Origin of the sequence: Xanthomonas sp. D-99 (assembly GCF_017746145.1) — a bacterium.
GTDB classification, from domain to species: Bacteria; Pseudomonadota; Gammaproteobacteria; order Xanthomonadales; family Xanthomonadaceae; genus Xanthomonas; species Xanthomonas cissicola.
This window is the reverse complement of record NZ_JAGHWU010000011.1, coordinates 129,027-146,520: the sequence shown is the minus strand read 5'-3', so window position 1 is coordinate 146,520 and position 17,494 is coordinate 129,027. Positions and strand designations below refer to the sequence as shown.

Sequence of the window (17,494 nt, the reverse complement as noted above, 5' to 3'; positions counted from 1 at the left end):
CGACCGGCCATCCGGCATGTCGCCGTACTGGCGCTGCCCGCGACGGCTGCCACGCCTGCCTCATTGCGTGGCGCGCTCGGCCCGCCGCACCGCGCTGGGCACATCGATCTGCACATTGGCCGGCAGTTGCTGGATGCGCAGTTCGCCGTTCTGCCACTCGGCCGATTCGCCGTTGATGGTCGCCTTGCCGGGGGTTCCCTGATACGGCCACGGCAGCACCACGCCGCCCGGCGGCAGGATCAGCCCTGGCTGCAGTTGCAGCACCAGTTGCTTGTCGGTGCGCTGCAAGGTGTAACTCAGGCGCCCGTACGGTGTGCGCAGTTCGGCAATGCCGATTCCCTTGCCTTCGAACCAGCGCGTCGGCGTGCCGGCCGCGATGACCAGGCTGGCATCGGATTCGCGACCGTAGGCGAACATGTCCAGCACCGAGCGTACGAAGTCCGAGGCGACCCAGGCATGCGGCAGGTCGCCGACGAAGAACGGTGTGCGCGGCGTGCGCGAGACCACTTCGGCCCATTGGTTCCACGGTTGTGGCGCGCGGTCCTTGAAGAAGAACGCAGTCGCATCCCAGGCGCGGTCGCGCCAGCCCAGACGCACGAACGCGGCCACGTTGCGCCACTCGTAGGGCGTGTAGTCCTTCCATTCGCGCTTGCCGTCGCGGCGGTCGGAGAATTCCTTCCAATAACGCTCGAAGGTCTTGGTCAGCAGATCCTGCGGCAGGCGTTGCTGCTCGCCGCCTGGCGTCAACGCAATGGTGGTCGAGGTCGCATCGAAGTCGCCCAGTTCCGCCGAACCCGGCAGGAAATCCAGGTTGTGCTGACGCACGGCCGCACCCAACGATGCGACCAGGTCGCCGCTGAATTCATCGCGTGCGGTGCTGAAGCGGGCCACCGCCTCTGGCTTGTCCAGCGCACCGGCCAGCATCGCCGCGTCCTTGTAGCCGCGCAGCGCCCAGAAGTTGTCCCAATACGAATGCACCGGCTTGGCCGAATAGCCTTCGTGACTGATCGACACCGGCATCATTCCGTAGAAGGCCGGGTTACGCATGAAGTTTTCTTCGGTGCGCTCGCTGGCGCGCAGCGTTTCCATGTAGTCGTAGGCGCCGCTGACATGCGGCCACATCTTTTCCAGGAAGGCCTTGTCGCCGGTATAACGGTAGTACTCGGCGATGTTGTAGATCAGCTCACCGTGGCTGTCGTTTTCCGGCACCGGGTCGCTGCCACGGTCGTCCACGCAGCACGGCACCATGCCGTCGGCGAACTGATACGGCGCAAACCAGTCCACATAGTCGCGCACCACATCTTCGCGACCCAGCCGCAACAGCCCTTCGGAAATCATCGCGCCGTCGCGGATCCAGCTGCGCGAGTAAGAGCGCGTACCCGGCTGCAGGCGCGGGCCGATACGCGAGATCAGCATGTGCGCCAGCGCCGTGCGCAAGGTATCGACCACCGGCTTGCCTTCGGCCGGCACGCTGATGCGCACGCGATCGAGCTTGCTGCGCCATTGCTGCGCCACCTGCTGCTGCGCCTTGTCCGCATCGAAGTTGGCCGGCAGCTGCGCGGCGCCGGTTTGCGGAATGACCAGGGCCACTTCACGGCGTTGGCCGGGCTCCAACTTCCAGCGATACAGCAGTACACCCGAGGCCAGGCCGGTTTCGTCCTTGACCTGGGTCACCGTTGGGGACGTGGCCGCGGTGAGATGGCTGACGTCCATGCCGCTGTCGAAGGCGCTCGCAAAGCCGGCATCCGGCCGCTGTGCCGCGAACACCCGCGGCTTGCCGTTGACACTGACCTGGCCGCCATTCACTGCGAGTTGCTCGATGCGGCTGACGCCCCCCAGGGTATTGAGAAACTGCGCCGGCGGGTTGACCTGGAATGGCCGTACTGCCAACGCCAGGGTGAACTCGCGCGCGTCCTTGCCGGTGTTGTGCAGTTGGTAACGCGCGACCAGTTGCGCCTGATCGGGGGTGCCCTGCACAAAGGCGGTGACGCGCAGGTTCATCAGGTCGTGGTGCCAATCGACGCTGGGAATCGGCAGGTAATCGTCCTGCAGGCTTTGCTCGCTGCTGACATCGGACCAGTGCAACACCTTGCCGCCGGTAACCACGAACGGCTCGATGCTGAAACCGCCCTTGCCGACTTCTACCGCACCGTCTTCGCCGATCAGGCCCTGTTCGGTGCCGCCGTCCAGACCGAGAATGGTCCAGTACGGCTGTTCCCCGGAAAAACCGCGCGGATAACTGCCGCGCGGCAGCTGCGCCGCCAGCGACTTGATGAAGTCGTTGGGCGTTGCGGCAAATGCCAGCGGCTGCAACTGCACTTCCTTGATGCCGTAGCGCCAGTTGGGGCCGTCCTTGAGATCGAAACGCAGGTAGCGCGCCTCGGTATCGGGAAGCGCCAGCCAATCGGTGCCGCCCGCGCCGGCGGTGACCGTGCGCAGGTCGCGCCAGCTCCGTCCGTCGCTGGAGGAACGCACCACATATTGCGAAGCTTGCAGACCCGGCACCCACTGCACCACGGCGCCGCCGAATTCGCGCACCTTGCCCAGATCCAGCGTGACCGTCTGCTGTTTGACCGCGCCGCTGAGCCAGAACGTGTCCGGCTTGCCATCGGCCAGGCGCTGTTCCAACGCAGGCGCGGTGTCGGTGATGGCCTTGGCCTGCAGCGGCGAGGTGTCTTCGGGTGGCAGCGGCGTCAGCGCCAGGCGGTCGAAGCACACCGTGCCCTGGCCACCGACCTTGTTGTAGATGGTGAACTCCACGTCCGCACTGGTGCGCAACTGCTTGTCCGCACCCGGACCCCAGGCCTTCTCGATGTTGCGCTTGCGGTAGTTGAACGTGGTCCAGTTCTTCGGGAAGTTGAAGCCCGGCCGGTTGACCCACCACACGTTGTCGCCGCTGGCGTCGATCAGCTTGAGCTGCAGGTCGTTGGAGGGCGACTCGCCACGCACCGCGAACGACATCCGGTAATTGTCCGGATAGGTAATCGGCAAATTGCGGCGGATGCCGACATAGCCGGAGACGCCGTTGAAGTTGTAATCCAGACACAAGGCGTGCCCACCGGAGCTGGTGGCCACCGGGCGCAGCGAACCGCTCACCTGGTTTGACACCACCAGGCGCCAGGCACCGATGTCGTTGAAGCCGTCGAGCAGGCGCTCCTGCGCCTGCGCTGTGCCCGCAGACGTGACGAAAGCGGCCATGGCACACAGTCGCAGGAACACTGGTTTCACCCCTTCACACTCCCCAGCAGAAGCCCTTGGATGTAGTAACGCTGCAGCGCCAGGAACAATAGCAGCACCGGAATCACCGTCACCACCGCACCGGTCATCATCAGCTCCACGTCCATGATGTGCTCGCGCGACAGCGCCGCCAGTGCCACCGGCAAGGTGTATTGCTCCTGGTCGGTCAGCACGATCAATGGCCACATGAAATCGTTCCACGAGCCCATGAACGTGAAGATGGTCAAGGTGACCAGCACCGGCTTGAGCATCGGCAACACGATCTGGAAGAAGATGCGCATCTCGCTGGCACCGTCGATGCGCGCGGCCTCGATCAATTCATCCGGAATGCTGCGCGCGTACTGACGCACCAGGAAGATGCCGAACACCGTGGCCAACGCCGGCACCACCACCCCGCCGATGTTGTTGACCAGGTGCAGCTGCTTCATCAGCAGGAACAGCGGCAGCATCGCCACCTGCGCCGGGATCACCAGCGCCGCCATCAGGATCTTGAAGATGCGCTCGCGCCCGACGAACTGCAGCTTGGCGAACGCATAGCCGGCCATGGTGTTGACCAGCAACGACCCGAGCGTGATCAGCCCGGACACCAGCAAGCTGTTGGCGAAGTTGCGCGCCATGCCGGTGCGCGCGAACAGCTCGTGGTAGTTGGCCGCGGTAAACGCCGAGGGCAGCATCGGTGGCGGAAACCGGCTGGCCTCGCCAGTGGGCATGAACGACACCGACAGCATCCACAGCAGCGGTGCCAGGCTGATCAGCGCCAGCACCAGCAGGCCGCCGTTGATCAGCACGGCATTCCAGCGCGACTCGCCGACATCACGACTCATATCAGGTCCTTCTTGCGGCCAAAGCGCAGCATGACGGTGGTCACCGCCAGGATGATCAGGAACAACAGGAACGCCACCGCCGACGCGCGGCCGAGGTTCCACCACTTGAAGCCTTCTTCGAACATGAAATACAGCACGCTGACGGTGCTTTGCAGCGGGTCGCCGCGGGTCATCACATAGGGTTCGGCGAACAGCTGGAAGTAGCCGGAAATGGTGATCACCCCGACCACCATCAGGACCGGGCCCAGCATCGGCAAGGTGATGTGCAGGAACTGCTTCCAGCGCGACGCGCCGTCGATGCGCGCGGCCTCGTACAGGTCTTGCGGGATCGCCTGCAGCCCGGCCAGGAAGATCACCATGTTGTAGCCGAAGTTCTTCCACACCGCGAACAGCATGATGGTGGGCATCGCCCAGCGCGGGTCGCCCAGCCAGTCGATCGGGGCGATGCCCAGATGGCTCAGCCCGAAGTTGACCAGGCCATATTTGATATGGAACAGGTAACGCCAGATCACCGCCACCGCCACCAGCGTGGTCACCACCGGCGCGAACAAGGCGGTGCGGAACAGCGCCTTGAAGCGCGAGGCCTTGGCGTTGAGCAGCAGGGCCGCGCCCAGCGACACGCCGATCGACATCGGCACGCCCAGCAGCACGAAGTACGTGGTGTTCCACAACGACTTCCAGAACAGCGGCGTCTGCAGCAGGTCGATGTAATTGCCCAGGCCGACGAAGCGCAGATGGCTGCTGTCGGCCAATGCGTACAGGTCGAAGTCGGTCACGCTGAGCACCAGCGCGGCGAACACCGGCACGCCGAAGAACATGCCCAGCACCATGATCGACGGCGCGGCGAAGACCCAGCCGGCAACGGAATTACGCTTGATCATCGTGCGGCTCCCTGGTCCGCTGCGGCGGCTGGCGCAGTGGTGTCTGCAGCCGCTGGCTGCACTGCCGGCCGAGCCGTGTCACCGGCCGGGCCGACATGCCCGCCCTCCTGCTCGAAGATCCAGCGGCGCTTGGCCAAGATTTCGTCCACGCGTTGATCCAGTTCCTGCACGGCGGCTTCGTGCGATTGCCCGCCACGCACCACGCGCTCGGTGACCAGGCGCATTTCCTGCACGATGCGCTCCCACTCCAACACCTTCGGCGTGGCCTTGACACGCTCCAGCTGGTCGCCGAAGGCATGCGCCAGCTCGTCGTTGGCCAGCGAGGGCAGCTTCCAGGTGCTGCGACGCGGCGGCAGGTCGCCGATGATGGCGTGGAAACGTGCCTGTACCGTGGGCTGGGACAGGTATTCGATCAGCTTCCAGCTGGCGTCCTTGTGTTGCGAGGACTTGAAGATCACCAGGCTGGAACCGCCGGCAATCCCGGCACCCAAGCCATTAGGCCCCGGCAACGGCGCGGTGCCCCACTTGCCTTCCATGCCCGGCGGCTGGCGCAGCTTGAATTCGCGCACGTTCCACGGCCCGGACAGATAGAACGCGTAGTAGCCGTTGAAGAACTCGTACCAGACATTGGAGACCTGGGTCTCGGAGACCTTGGGCGCCCAGCCCTGCTGGTACATGTTGTCGTAGAAGCCCAGCGCCTTGCGGAAACCGGCGCCACGGAAATTGCCGTAGTTGTCATGGTCGCGCAGCAGGCGGTCGTCCTGCTGCAGCGCGAACGACAGTTGCTGCTCGAATTCGTTGAGCGGCATCAGGATGGCGTAGCGGTCGGGGCCGACCTTGCGCTTGATTGCGGCCATCACCTGTTCCATCTCGGCCCAGGTCTTGGGCATCTGGTTATAGCCGGCCTCGCGCAGCAAGTCCTTGCGGTAGAACAGCAGGCGCGTGTCCACGTACCACGGCACGCCGTACAGCGTGCCGTCGACCAGATTGGTATCCCACACTCCGGGGAAATAATCGGCGGGCTCGACGATCTTGGAGCGCGCCACGTACGGCTGCATCGGCTCAAGCGTGTCCAGCAGCGCGAATTCCGGCAGCCAGGTGTTGCCGAGCTGGCACACGTCCGGCAGGCCGTCGGCGGCAAAGGCGGTCAGCAGTTTTTCGTGCGCCGCGGTCATCGGGATGTTCTGCACATCCACATGGATGGTGGGGTTCTGCTTTTCGAAATCGGCCACCAGCTCGGCGACCACTTCGGCCTCCTTGCCCATCGCCCAGAAGCGCACCGTGGTCTTGCCCGGATCGGAGCGTTCGCATCCCGTCGCACCTGCACACAGGGCGAGGGCCAACATCAACAGTTTCAAAAGGCGCACGGATTACTCGGGTTTTTGGCGTTGCGAGGGGTCTTGCTGGGCCTGGGCGGCGGCGGCACGCGATTCGGCCATGCCCAGCGCGCGCGCAGCGGCCTTCTGCTCGTCCTTCTGCGGCGCCGGCTGCGGCTCGCCCTCCGGGGTGAGCCAGCCGCCGGTGAAGCCGGCGCGTTCCAGGCCGGCACGGATGTAGGGGTTCTTCTTCATCACGTTCCAGACGAATTCGTCTTGGTAGTTGGCGATCATCGTCAGGATCGGGCCCTGGTCGATGGCGATGTAGTCGCTGGCCACCCAGCCACGGTCCGGCACCATGCGCCCGGTCTTGATCGGGATGTCGTAGTTGAAACTGGGGTTGAACGAATCCAGGAACCCATAGCTCGAATACAGGAAGTCGCCATAGCGCTTGTGCATCTCCTGGGTGGCAGGAATCACCACTTCCGGGGCGAACACGATCGAGGAGATCGCCGCAGTCGGGGCGATGGTGCCGTCGTCGAAATTCTCGCGCAGACCGGCGCCGCGCGAAGAGTAATGGCGGAACTGGCGCTGCTCGCCGCGGTATTCCTGGCTGGTGTTCTGCGGACCATCGCTGGCGGTAAGGCCCCAGACGTTCTCGCCGTAGTCCTTCCACTTCATCGGGTTGTCGATGGCGTAGTCGCGCTGCGCCAGGGTGGCGCGGCGGCTGTTGAGGAAGTAGTCGATGCCGCGTTCGCGCATGTACTGGTCCTGGATATCGCGAAAGTCGATCCAGACATGGCTGTATTGGTGGCCGAACAGCGGGCCGAACGACAGGTATTCCTGACCCTGGTAGACGCCCCAGTCGTTGTTGTAGGTGCGGGTCCAGCTGGTCCAGGCGTCCGGGTCCACGCCATGCGTCGGCGAGCCCAGCGCGAGGATGTACAGCATCATCGCCTCGTTGTAGCCCATCCAGTCGTGGTTGATGAAGCCGCTCTCGGGGAACCAGCCCATCGAGATCAGCGGCGCACGCTGTTGCAGCCAGCGCCAGTCCACGCGCTTGTAGAGCGTGTCGGCGATCTGGCGGATCTCCTTCTCGCGCGGGTCGTCGCCGTCGTAATACGACTGGGTGAACAACACGCCCATCATCAGCAGTGCGGTGTCCACGCTCGACAGCTCGACCCAGCTGTCGTAGCGGTTGCCCTGCTGCATGTCCAGAAAATGGTAGTAGAAACCTTTGTAGCCGGCGCGGCCGGTCTTCTGCGGGCCCATCGGCGCGTCGCGGAAGAATTTCAGCGTGGTCAGGGTGCGGTCGATCGCCTGATTGCGGCTGACCCACCCGTTTTCGATGCCGATCGGATAGGCAGTGAGCGCAAATCCGACCGACGCAATGCTGGCGAACGGGCGCGACGGAAACCGATCCGGCGACAGGCCGTTGACCTCGTTGGTGGTGTCCCAGAAAAACTGGAACGTGCGGCGTTCGATGTCCGAAAACAGCGGCGGCAGCGGCGGCTTGACCGGTTTGGGCGGCAGCTGCGCCTCAACCAGGATGACTTTGACCGGTGCCTTCTTTTCGGCCACCTTGGGTTCCTCGGCTTGCTTGCACGACGCCACGACCAGCGCGCCCAGCAAGAGTGGAATCGTCAACCATCGCGACGTGTTGCCCCTGTCCATCCGCCCCCCACGTGTGTAATCGATTACATCTGACACGCCAACCTACCCTATCCAGGCGCCGAGTTCGACCGCCCTGGCGTTGCGGCCAGGGCGGTCGAGCACCTCACCAGTTCAGGCCGAAAGCCAGACGGAAGGTGCGCATCGGCGACGCCAGCACACCGGTCGGTGTGCCGTAAGCCGTGTTCAAGTCCTGCAATGTTCCGGTATCGCCGTTGAAGGTGGCGTAATTGACCCAGTTGAACACGTTGAGGATATCCGCACGCACATTGAATTTGACACCACCGCCGGTGTCCCACTCTTTATTGGCGGCAATGCTGAATTCCTTGTAGCCCAGCGTGCCATCCGGCTTGAACTGGATGATCTCGCACTGGTCGTTGCCGGCCAGGCAATTCTGGCCATAGCGCGCGGTCTGGCTGGCCAGGGAGAGCTTGCCGGACAGCTTGATCTCGTACGGCAGCTCGTAGATGCCGGTGACCACCAGGCGGTTCTTCGGGATGCCGCCGGCCTCACGCCAGCCGTAGTCCTGGATGCGTTCGCGGTCCAGCGCATAGTGCTCGCCGAACTGACGGTTCTCCTTCGCATCGGAATAGGTGTAGGCCACGGTCAGGCCCCAGCCGGATTCTTCGTCGAAGGGCTTTTCCACCTGCAAGGCCAGCTGGTTGTTGCGGGTTTCCACGCCATTGGTGCCCAGCACGATGGCGCTATAGCCGTTCGGGCCATCGGTCGGCACGCCGGAGGTGGTGCCCGGCTGGAAGAACGAACCGTCCGGCAGGCGGTTGCCGCGCACGAAAGCGAAACCGTCGTGGCTCTCGATGCGGCTAAGGGTGACATCGGTGAACCAGTCCTGGCCCCACAACGGCACCATATTGCGCATGCCGATGCTGAATTGGTCGGAGTACGGGGTCTTGAGGTTGTTGTCGATCAGGTAGACCTCACGTCCGCCACCACCGGTGCTGTTGGCCGTGAGTGTGTTCAAGCCATCCTGGCTGTTGTACGCCGGATTCCAGGCCGTGCACGGGTCGCCCAGGCAAGTGGGGTTGTTGGCGCTGGTGAAGTAGTAGCTATACGACTTGAAGGAGTTGTTGAGCTGCTCCAGTGCCAGGTAATCGAAGATGTTGCGGTCATAGGCACGGCCGGCGCCGCCATAGATCACGTGGGCCTGATCGCCGAACAGGTCGTAGGACGCACCCAGGCGCGGCTGCCAAGCATTCTTGAACGCCTTGCGGTTGTTGCCGGTGCTGATGAAGTCGTTGATGTTGTAGTTGGCGTTGCGCAGGTTGGGCCAGTTCTGCAGCGCGCTGGCGACATCCGAGGGGGTCACGAAGTCCAGGAATGCCGGGGTTTCTTCGTAGTCGTAGCGCACGCCCAGGTTCACGGTCCAGTGCTCGTTGACTTCCCAGTCGTCCTGCAGGTAGATGCCGTACTGCTTGTTCTTGGACACCACCGAACCGCCACCTTCCACCAGCGGCGCACCGAAGCGCACCCGGTACGGCGTTTCGACGTCGGTGAGGATGTTGTAGTAGTACTGCGGGTTGGCCGGGTTGAACTGGGTCGAATCCAGGTCGATGCTCTTGAACTTCACACCCATCTTGACGGTGTGCGCGCCGTGCCATTCCAGGCTGTTCAGGGTGAGGTCGTCCTGGAAGGTCCAGCCCTTCTGCCCCTTGCGCTGGAAGCTGCTGCCGGCCCCCGCCGCCAGGATGTCGGTCTCGTTGCCGCGCCCCGGCGCGTAGCTGAGGATGTAGCCATTGCCGTTGTTGATCGGCGCCTGGTTCCAGAACGCGCTTTCGTAGCTCAGGTTGGCCTCGTTGAGGAAATTGGCCCCGCTGTACTGCCAGCGCAGGTTGGCGCGCTTTTCTTCCTGCCCGTTGATGCTGCCGTGCTCATAGGTCGAGGTGCGGCCAACGTCGTTGAGCTCGTCTTCCTTGCGGTACTTGCCGGTCAGCTCGAAGAGGTTGTTCTCGCCAATGGTCCAGTCGATCTTGCCGAAATACAGGTCTTCCTTGAACGGCGTGCTGGAGGTCACCACCAGCGGCTGCAGCTGGGCCGGCAGCTGGTCGACGCGGTCGGAATAGATCGAGCCGGGAATCACCACGTTCGGGGTGGTGTATTCCTTGGCCTCATAGGCGATGAAGAAGTGCGCCTTATCCTTGAGGATCGGGCCGCTGAAGGTGGCGCCGTACTGGGTTTCTTCGAAGTCGTCGCGCACGCCGGCCTTTTTCTCCAGCGGGCTTTCCTCGCGCCAGCCGTCGTTGCTGGTGTCCCAGAAGAAGCTGCCGTGGAAGTCGTTGGTGCCGGACTTGGACGAGGCCACGATGGCCGCGCCGCTGACCTGGTCGAACTCGGCCTTGTAGTTGGACGTAATGACCTTGTATTCGCCGATCGCCGACTGCGGGAACGGGTTACCGCGGCTGGAATCCTGGCCGCTCACACCGCCGGTCAGCACGTAGTTCTTCTGGCTCACACCGTCGATGTAGACATTGGTGCCTTCGGCCGAGGTGGCACCGGTGCGCACCTTGGTGGTGCCGTTGGCCTCGCGGGTGAACTGCACGTTGGGCACGGTGTCGGCCAGTTCCAGGAAGTTGCGCGTGGCGCGCGGCAGGTTCTGGATCTGCACGTTGGAAATGTAGGTCGCGTTCTCGGAGGTGCGCGTCTCCACCAGTACCGGTGGCGCCTTCACCTGCACCGCATCCAGCGTGGTGGCGTTACCACCGGCGGCCGTGGCCGGTTCGCCGCCGACGCCCAGATTCAAGGTCGCGGTCTGGCCGACCTGCACGGTGACGTTCTGCGAGCTGGTCTGGCCATTGGCGGTGACATCGATGCGGTACGAACCCGGCGGCAGGCCGCCTACCGAATAGCCGCCATTGCTGACCTGCACGGTGCGGGTCAGGCCGGTGGCCAGATTGGTGGCGGTGACCTGCGCCTGGGCGGCAGGTGCGGCATCGACGGTGACCTGGCCACGGATGGTGGCGGCGGTGCTCTGTGCGAAGGCCGGTGCGGCGCCCAGCAGCAGGCAGCTGACAAGCGCGCAGCTGAGCAGCTTGCGCGCCGGGCGGGCGGAATGGGGGTGGTGGTGGCGCATGGTCGTCCCTCCAGGGATCGGTACAGATTGTTGTTGTGGCAGTGCAGTGGTGCAGGAACAGCCGCTGCGGGGACAGCGGGAGCGGACAGAACGTCCGCGAAAGGGTCGGCAGCCCAGAAACGCGTGGCCGCAAAGGTCAGTGAGCCGATTCGCCAGCACCGCAGGAGGCGCGGATCACCAGCTCGGGTGTCAGCAATTGCCGGATGCCGTCGTCGCGGTCGGGCGTTTCGACCAGGCGCATCAGCCGGCTCATCGCCTGCTCGCCCAGCCGGGCGATGCTCACCCGCATCGTGGTCAGCGCAGGGTGGACAAAGCGGGCCAGCGGAATGTCGTCGAAACCCGCCAGCGCCACGTCGCCAGGCACCGACACATCGGCCTGGGCGAACGCGTACAGGCAGCCCAGCGCAGTCATGTCGTTGGCGGCGAAGACCGCATCCGGCAACGCGCCGGCCGCCAGCATCGCCATCCCGGCACGGTGGCCGGAGGCTTCGTCGAAGTCGCCCGGGTATTCCACGCCCTGCGCTTGCGCACCGAACGCAGCAAGCGCATCGCGGAAGCCGCGCAGGCGTTCGCGCGCGTCGAAATTCAGCGCCGGGCCACCGATGAAGGCGATGCGGCGGTGCCCGGCACGCAGCAGGTGCTCGGTCATGGCCATGGCACCGGCGTGGTCGTCGATGCCCAGCACCGGATAGTCGGCACCGGGCAGGTGCGCATTGATCAACACCGTCGGCAGCGACTGCGGCAGGTTGTCGGTCAGGAACCCCGGCTGCTCGGCGTAGGGCGAGAGCACCAGCAAGCCATCGACGCGCCCGCGCATCGAGCGCAGCGCCCTGCCCTGGGCTTCCGGGTCGCCGTGATAGCTGGACACCAGCAGGTGCTGGCCCGCCGCACGCGCCGCGCCATCGATGCCGCGAATCAATTCGGAGAAGAATTCGCCATACAAGTCCGGCAGCACCACGCCCAGCGTCTGCGACCGCCGGCTGCTCAGGCTGCGCGCGGCCGCATGCGGGCTGTAGCGCAGCCGCTCGGCCACTTCCAGCACCTGCTGGCGCACCGGTCCGGCGACATTGTCGTGCCCGTTGAGCGCACGCGACACCGTTGCAACGGAGACCTGCGCTTCCCGAGCGACATCTTTGATGGTGACCGCACCCTTGGCCATTCGTGTCGCCCTCCGCGACCGACTTCCCAAAAACTGGCGCGGACTGTAAGCGTTTTCATACAGAGGCGTAAACCCCTATCTTCACACGCGTGAAAGCGCTTACAGATCAACTAGCTGCAAGTGAGGAGCGCGTGAAGCAATGTGCTGCGACGCAACAAATATGTACCCATGCGTCCACAAGCGAAGCACGATGCAGGTCACGCTTAACAACGAATCGACCAGGTCTCACCAGGAGTCGCACGACCGGTAGCCATCATCGGAACCGCCACGGCCTGGCCGGCTGCGCCCTGACCTTAGCTGGCGTGAAGGCGGTTGCCGTTGTGCCCCTGCGTTTCTGACACCGCGCGCGTTCGGGTACGACCGCATCCCTGCCCTGCAACGTTCAGCCCACCTCGCCCGGCGCGAAGGCCTCGATCGACAAGGCATGAATATCGGTCTGCATCATCTCGCCCACCGCGGCATACACCGCGCGGTGCCGTGCCAGTGGCGGCTTGCCGACAAATGCGGCGCTGACCACGCGCACATTGAAGTGCCCGCGCCCGTCGCGCGCACCGGCATGGCCTGCATGCCGCGCGCTATCGTCGACGACGTCCAGCTCGGTGGGCGCCAGTGCCGCCTGCAACGCTGCGCGGATCTGCTCGACCCGGCTCACGGCAAGACCCGGCGGAACGGCCGGACCTCGGTGCGCGTGTACACACCCGCTTCCACATAGGGGGCGGCATCGGCCCAGGCGCGCGCCTCGTCCAGAGCGTCGAACTCGGCAATCACGACGCTGCCGCTGAAACCGGCCGGACCCGGATCTTCGGCGTCGATGGCCGGGCACGGGCCCGCCACCAGCAATCGCCCCGCGGCCGCAAGTTCCTGCAGACGCGCCAGATGCGCCGGCCGCGCCTGCTGCCGTGCCGCCAATGCGTCGGGCCGGTCATACCCCTCGATTACGTACCACACACGCCACCTCGCCCAAGACTGGAAGATCACCGCGCTGATTCTAGCCGCGTCGGCGCTGGACACCGCCCCCGCGCACGCATTACCCTTGGCACCACTGCACACGCAACCGGACGCAGCGGCCCGTCGGCCCAGGCTCAACGCTCTTCCCGACGACCGATTCGCTGCCCACCGCCGGCCCGCGTAGACGACCTCCTCGCTGTTCCGTCGCCGCATGCCACACGGCGCCTGCTTGCATGTGGATTGGCGTATGTAGATTTGTGGGATCGTGCCGGCACAGGCACGACATTGATCGCAATAACTCAAGGCAAAGCCCTGCAGGCGCGGCTCAGACCTCCGCCGGCGACCGTAAGACCGATGTCGACCTGATGAATTCCGAACTCGCGCACGCCGCGACTCCGCCAGCCACGAGCGCGCCGCCACAGCAGCAGGAAATGCCGCTGGCGGTGGTGCATGGGCAACCGGTCCTGCAGATCCCGCAGGATCTGTATATCCCGCCGGATGCCCTGGAAGTCATCCTGGATGCCTTCGAAGGCCCGCTGGACCTGCTGCTGTACCTGATCCGCCGCCAGAATCTGGACATCCTGGACATCCCCGTCGCCGAGATTACCCGGCAATATGTGGACTACATCAATGTCATGCAGGAACTGCGCTTCGAACTGGCAGCCGAATATCTGGTGATGGCGGCGATCCTGGCCGAGATCAAATCGCGCATGCTGTTGCCGCGCCCTCCCAGCCAGGATGGCGAAGAAGAAGATCCGCGCGCCGAATTGGTCCGCCGTCTGCAGGAATACGAACGCTTCAAGCAGGCCGCCGAGGATTTGGACACCCTGCCCCGCATGGGCCGCGACAGCGCGCCGGTGCATGCGCATCTGCCCGAGCGCGCAGCGGTCAAGCTGCCGCCGCCGGTGGAATTGAAAGAAATGCTGATGGCGCTGTACGACGTGCTCAAACGCGCCGAGCTGTTTACCGGCCATGCGATCAAGCGCGAGGCGCTGAGTGTGCGCCAGCGCATGGGCGATGTGCTGAGCCGCCTGGACGATGGCAAGTTCTACCGTTTCGAATCGTTGTTCACTGCCGAAGAAGGCAAGCTCGGCGTACTGGTCACCTTCCTGGCGCTGCTCGAACTGGCCAAGGAGCAGTTGCTGGACATCGTGCAGGAAGCGCCGCTGGCGCCGATCTACGTGAAGTCGCTGGCGTTGGGCAATACCAATGCGCCGTTGCAATTCTCCAGCGAATTCGACGACAGCGATGCCGCCAACGAACCTATCTGAAGCCGATCATCGAATGGATCAAGCGCTGATCACCCGCATTATCGAAGCCGCCCTGCTGGCGAGCAGCCAGCCGCTGACGCTGGCGCAGCTGCAGGGACTGTTTCCGGAAGAAGAGCCGGCGCCGCCCGGCAGCGTGGAGCGCGCACTGGAACTGCTGCGCGAGGCCTGTGCCGACCGTGGCGTGGAACTGGTCGAGGTGGCCTCCGGCTTCCGCTTCCAGGTCAAGGCCGATGTGCATGGCTGGGTTGCCCGGCTATGGACCGAGCGCCGCACCAAGTACACCCGCGCCACGCTGGAGACACTGGCGCTGATCGCCTACCGCCAGCCGATCACCCGCGGCGAGATCGAGCAGGTGCGCGGCGTGGCAGTGAGCAGCAACATCATCCAGGCGCTGGAAGAGCGCGAATGGATCCGCGTGGTGGGCCACCGCGACGTGCCCGGCAAGCCGGCCCTGTTCGGCACCACCAAGGGCTTTCTGGATTACTTCGGGCTCAAGCGATTGGACGAGCTGCCGCCATTGTCTGAGTTGAAGGACATCGCCGAGCTGGAACCGCAGCTGCCGCTGGACCGCGACGGGCAACTGGATGGCGCAGTGCCGGCCTCGGCAGCGATGGACGCGGCGCAGGATCGGGCGGATGCCGGTGACGCTGAAGGCGGCGATTCGGATGCAGCGGCTGACGCTGCGGGTACTGCGGACGCGGATGCAGAAGCCAACGCTGGCGCCGAGGCCGACGACATCGGCGGCACCGGCGGCACCGGCGGTTGGCAAGATGCCCCGGATGCGGACGAGGCCGACGCCTCGGCGACTCCGTCCCGCAACACCGATGCAGCGAGCGACCACCAGACCAGCGCCGAACGCGATCCTGAAAGTGAAACCGACAACGATGCCGATGCCGACCAGGATGCGCAGGAACCGGTCGGCGATGCCGGGTTCGACCAGCAAGCCCCCGATCTCGACCAAGCAACCGATACGCACGCGACCGACGCAGTAAACGACCAGACACCGCAACACCCCGAGCATGGCTCGGTGCACGAGAAGAACACGCAGGACCCAGACGACGCCCGTGAGGGCGACCCCGACACCGCGCCGGGAACGCGCGCGGATGCAGTGAACGAAGACGAAGACAACGCCGTCGCGACGACGACCGTGGCTGTTGACGAAGCCGATTCCGCCCCAGAGGCCGACCCGCAACGCGGCGGCCGGAGCCAGACACATGAGTGACACCCCCCGCAAGCTGTCGTTGAACAAGCTTTCCCTCAAGCGCGACAGCGCGCCCGAAGCGCCCAAGCTGGAAGAGCGCCTGCACAAGGTGCTGGCCCAGGCCGGCCTGGGTTCGCGCCGCGCGCTGGAACAGCGCATCGCCGACGGCCTGATCAAGGTCAATGGCGCCGTTGCGCAGACCGGCATGTCGGTGCGCAGCGGCGACAAGATCGAGTTGGACGGCCGCAGCTTCGTGGCCAGCGCGCTGACCGAACCCTCGCGCGTGCTGATCTACAACAAGCCCGAAGGCGAAGTGACCACGCGCGAAGATCCCGAAGGCCGCCCGACCGTATTCGAGTCGCTGCCGGCCTTGAAGGGTTCGCGCTGGATCGCCATTGGCCGCCTGGACATCAACACCACCGGCCTGCTGCTGCTCACCACCGACGGCGAGCTGGCCAACGCGATGATGCATCCCTCCTACGAGGTCGAGCGCGAATATGTGGTGCGCGTGCGCGCACCGGAAGGCGAAGAAAAAGTCTCCGATGCCATCATCGAGCGCCTGTCGCGCGGTGTGCTGCTGGAAGACGGCGGCGCCAAGTTCGACGAAATCGAACGCATCGGCGGCACCGATTCGCACGACTGGTTTCGTGTGGTCGTCAAGGAAGGCCGCAACCGCGAAGTGCGCCGTCTGTGGGAATCGCAGGGTTGCCAGGTCAGCCGCCTCAAGCGCAGCCGCTACGGCAAGATTTCGCTGCCGCGCGAACTGCTGCGTGGGCACTCGGTGGAAGTGGCGCAGGACAAGGTCGACGCCTTGCGCGCCGAACTGAAACTGGAAGAAGGCGCGCCGTCGGCACTGACGCTGCAGCCGGTGATCGGCCAACGCCGCGCCGCCAAGTCCACCGTGCACGTCTCGCGCGATGGCCGCAGCAATGCCTACGTCAACGGCCAGACCTCCGGTGCCGATGAAGGTCGCGAGCTGCGCCGTTTCGACAATCTGCGCGAAGATCGCGGCCGCGGCGGTCGCGGCAAGCCGGGCGGCTTCAAGGGTGGCCTGACGGTCAGCGGCGAAGCGGCCGCGCGGCAATCGCAGCAGCGCCCGTTCAAGCAGCGCGGCCCGGCCAAGGGCGACCGCGGCGCGTTGCCGGACGGCAATCCGGCCGCGTTCCGCAGCTGGTATGTGCCCGATGGGGTGAGCACCGGCCCGAGCGGTCACCGCAATGCCGGCCCAAGCGGCCCGGGCACCGGTCAGGCACGCCCGTATGCGAAGAAAGGACCAGGCGGCGCGCGTCCGGGTGCTGGCGGTCCAGGTGGCGCCCGCTCGGGTGGTCCGGGACGCGGCGCTGGCGGCGGACAGGGGCAATCGCAAGGTCAAGGCCAGGGGCAGCGCAAGCACCCGTATGGCCACCCGGGCAACGCACCGAGCTTCCCTTCCGATCACGCCAACCCGGGTTTCAATCCGTACGGTGCGGCACGCCCTGCTGGCCGCCCGAGCGGTGGGCGGCCGGGACCGGGTGGCAATCGTGGCCCGGCATCCGCCAACCGCGGTCCTGGCGGTCCAGGTGGCGCACCGCGTGGCCCGGGCGGCCGTCCGCCGGGCGGCGGCAATCGTCGCCCTCCCGGCGGCGGCAATCGCGGTCGTTGAGCGTCAACTGATCCGCACGATAAAAAACGGCCCTGCAAGGGGCCGTTTTTTATGGCGGACGGCATCGGCCATCTACTTAAGACCGGGAAGTTGCGGCGCATCCGCGCATGCGGTCGTTTAGCGAAGGCACTCCCGGCGTCATCGCGATGCAAGGACCGCACGCACCGATTGGGTGAGCGCACCCCGGATGCTGCGACTCAGGCCGGCAGACGCCCGCGCAGCCGTCGAGTGGGCGCAACTCGTGCCGGAGATCGACACG

Annotated in this window: 12 protein-coding genes; 3 read left to right on the top strand and 9 right to left on the bottom strand. The window is 65.2% G+C overall.

The genetic code is table 11. From position 1 onward, the window contains the following. Positions 1–60: 60 nt before the first annotated feature. From J7360_RS05595 to J7360_RS21330, 9 genes are all read right to left on the bottom strand, one after another. Positions 61–3,198 (bottom strand): discoidin domain-containing protein, encoded by a 3,138-nt coding sequence (locus J7360_RS05595; protein ID WP_057661561.1) that lies wholly within the window; start codon positions 3,196–3,198, stop codon positions 61–63. A gap of 26 nt (positions 3,199–3,224) precedes the next feature. Then, on the bottom strand, positions 3,225–4,061 hold the full coding sequence (locus J7360_RS05590; protein ID WP_057661559.1) for a carbohydrate ABC transporter permease: 837 nt from the start codon (positions 4,059–4,061) through the stop codon (positions 3,225–3,227). Continuing rightward, on the bottom strand, positions 4,058–4,942 hold the full coding sequence (locus J7360_RS05585) for a sugar ABC transporter permease (RefSeq protein ID WP_017157814.1): 885 nt from the start codon (positions 4,940–4,942) through the stop codon (positions 4,058–4,060). The genes J7360_RS05590 and J7360_RS05585 overlap by 4 nt, the downstream gene beginning before the upstream one ends. Then, the gene (locus J7360_RS05580) at positions 4,939–6,309 is read right to left on the bottom strand and encodes a sugar ABC transporter substrate-binding protein (RefSeq protein ID WP_057661555.1); all 1,371 of its coding nucleotides are present in this window, start codon (positions 6,307–6,309) and stop codon (positions 4,939–4,941) included. Before J7360_RS05580 ends, J7360_RS05585 begins: the two co-directional genes overlap by 4 nt. Before the next feature lie 3 nt (positions 6,310–6,312). After that, entirely contained in the window at positions 6,313–7,932 is a 1,620-nt protein-coding gene (locus tag J7360_RS05575) for a glucoamylase family protein (protein ID WP_209033423.1), read from the bottom strand. A gap of 103 nt (positions 7,933–8,035) precedes the next feature. Continuing rightward, complete coding sequence (locus J7360_RS05570) at positions 8,036–11,014, bottom strand: TonB-dependent receptor (protein ID WP_209033421.1); 2,979 nt, start codon at positions 11,012–11,014, stop codon at positions 8,036–8,038. A 136-nt stretch (positions 11,015–11,150) separates the two neighbouring features. Next, complete coding sequence (locus tag J7360_RS05565) at positions 11,151–12,173, bottom strand: LacI family DNA-binding transcriptional regulator (protein WP_057661548.1); 1,023 nt, start codon at positions 12,171–12,173, stop codon at positions 11,151–11,153. 382 nt (positions 12,174–12,555) lie between these two features. Next, positions 12,556–12,825 carry a BolA family protein gene (locus tag J7360_RS05560; protein ID WP_008571805.1) on the bottom strand — a complete coding sequence of 90 codons (270 nt, stop codon included), beginning with the start codon at positions 12,823–12,825 and terminating at the stop codon, positions 12,556–12,558. Then, positions 12,822–13,121 carry a YciI family protein gene (locus tag J7360_RS21330; protein ID WP_057661546.1) on the bottom strand — a complete coding sequence of 100 codons (300 nt, stop codon included), beginning with the start codon at positions 13,119–13,121 and terminating at the stop codon, positions 12,822–12,824. Before J7360_RS21330 ends, J7360_RS05560 begins: the two co-directional genes overlap by 4 nt. A gap of 365 nt (positions 13,122–13,486) precedes the next feature. Between J7360_RS21330 and J7360_RS05550 the strand changes: the two genes are divergently transcribed. From J7360_RS05550 to J7360_RS05540, 3 genes are read left to right on the top strand one after another with little or no spacing between them, the layout of a single operon-like run. Further along, entirely contained in the window at positions 13,487–14,392 is a 906-nt protein-coding gene (locus J7360_RS05550; RefSeq protein WP_057661544.1) for a ScpA family protein, read from the top strand. Between the two features lie 13 nt (positions 14,393–14,405). Continuing rightward, on the top strand, positions 14,406–15,614 hold the full coding sequence (scpB, locus tag J7360_RS05545; RefSeq protein ID WP_244667768.1) for an SMC-Scp complex subunit ScpB: 1,209 nt from the start codon (positions 14,406–14,408) through the stop codon (positions 15,612–15,614). Next, positions 15,607–17,235 carry a pseudouridine synthase gene (locus J7360_RS05540; RefSeq protein WP_209033417.1) on the top strand — a complete coding sequence of 543 codons (1,629 nt, stop codon included), beginning with the start codon at positions 15,607–15,609 and terminating at the stop codon, positions 17,233–17,235. The genes scpB and J7360_RS05540 overlap by 8 nt, the downstream gene beginning before the upstream one ends. The last annotated feature ends 259 nt before the right edge of the window (positions 17,236–17,494 follow it).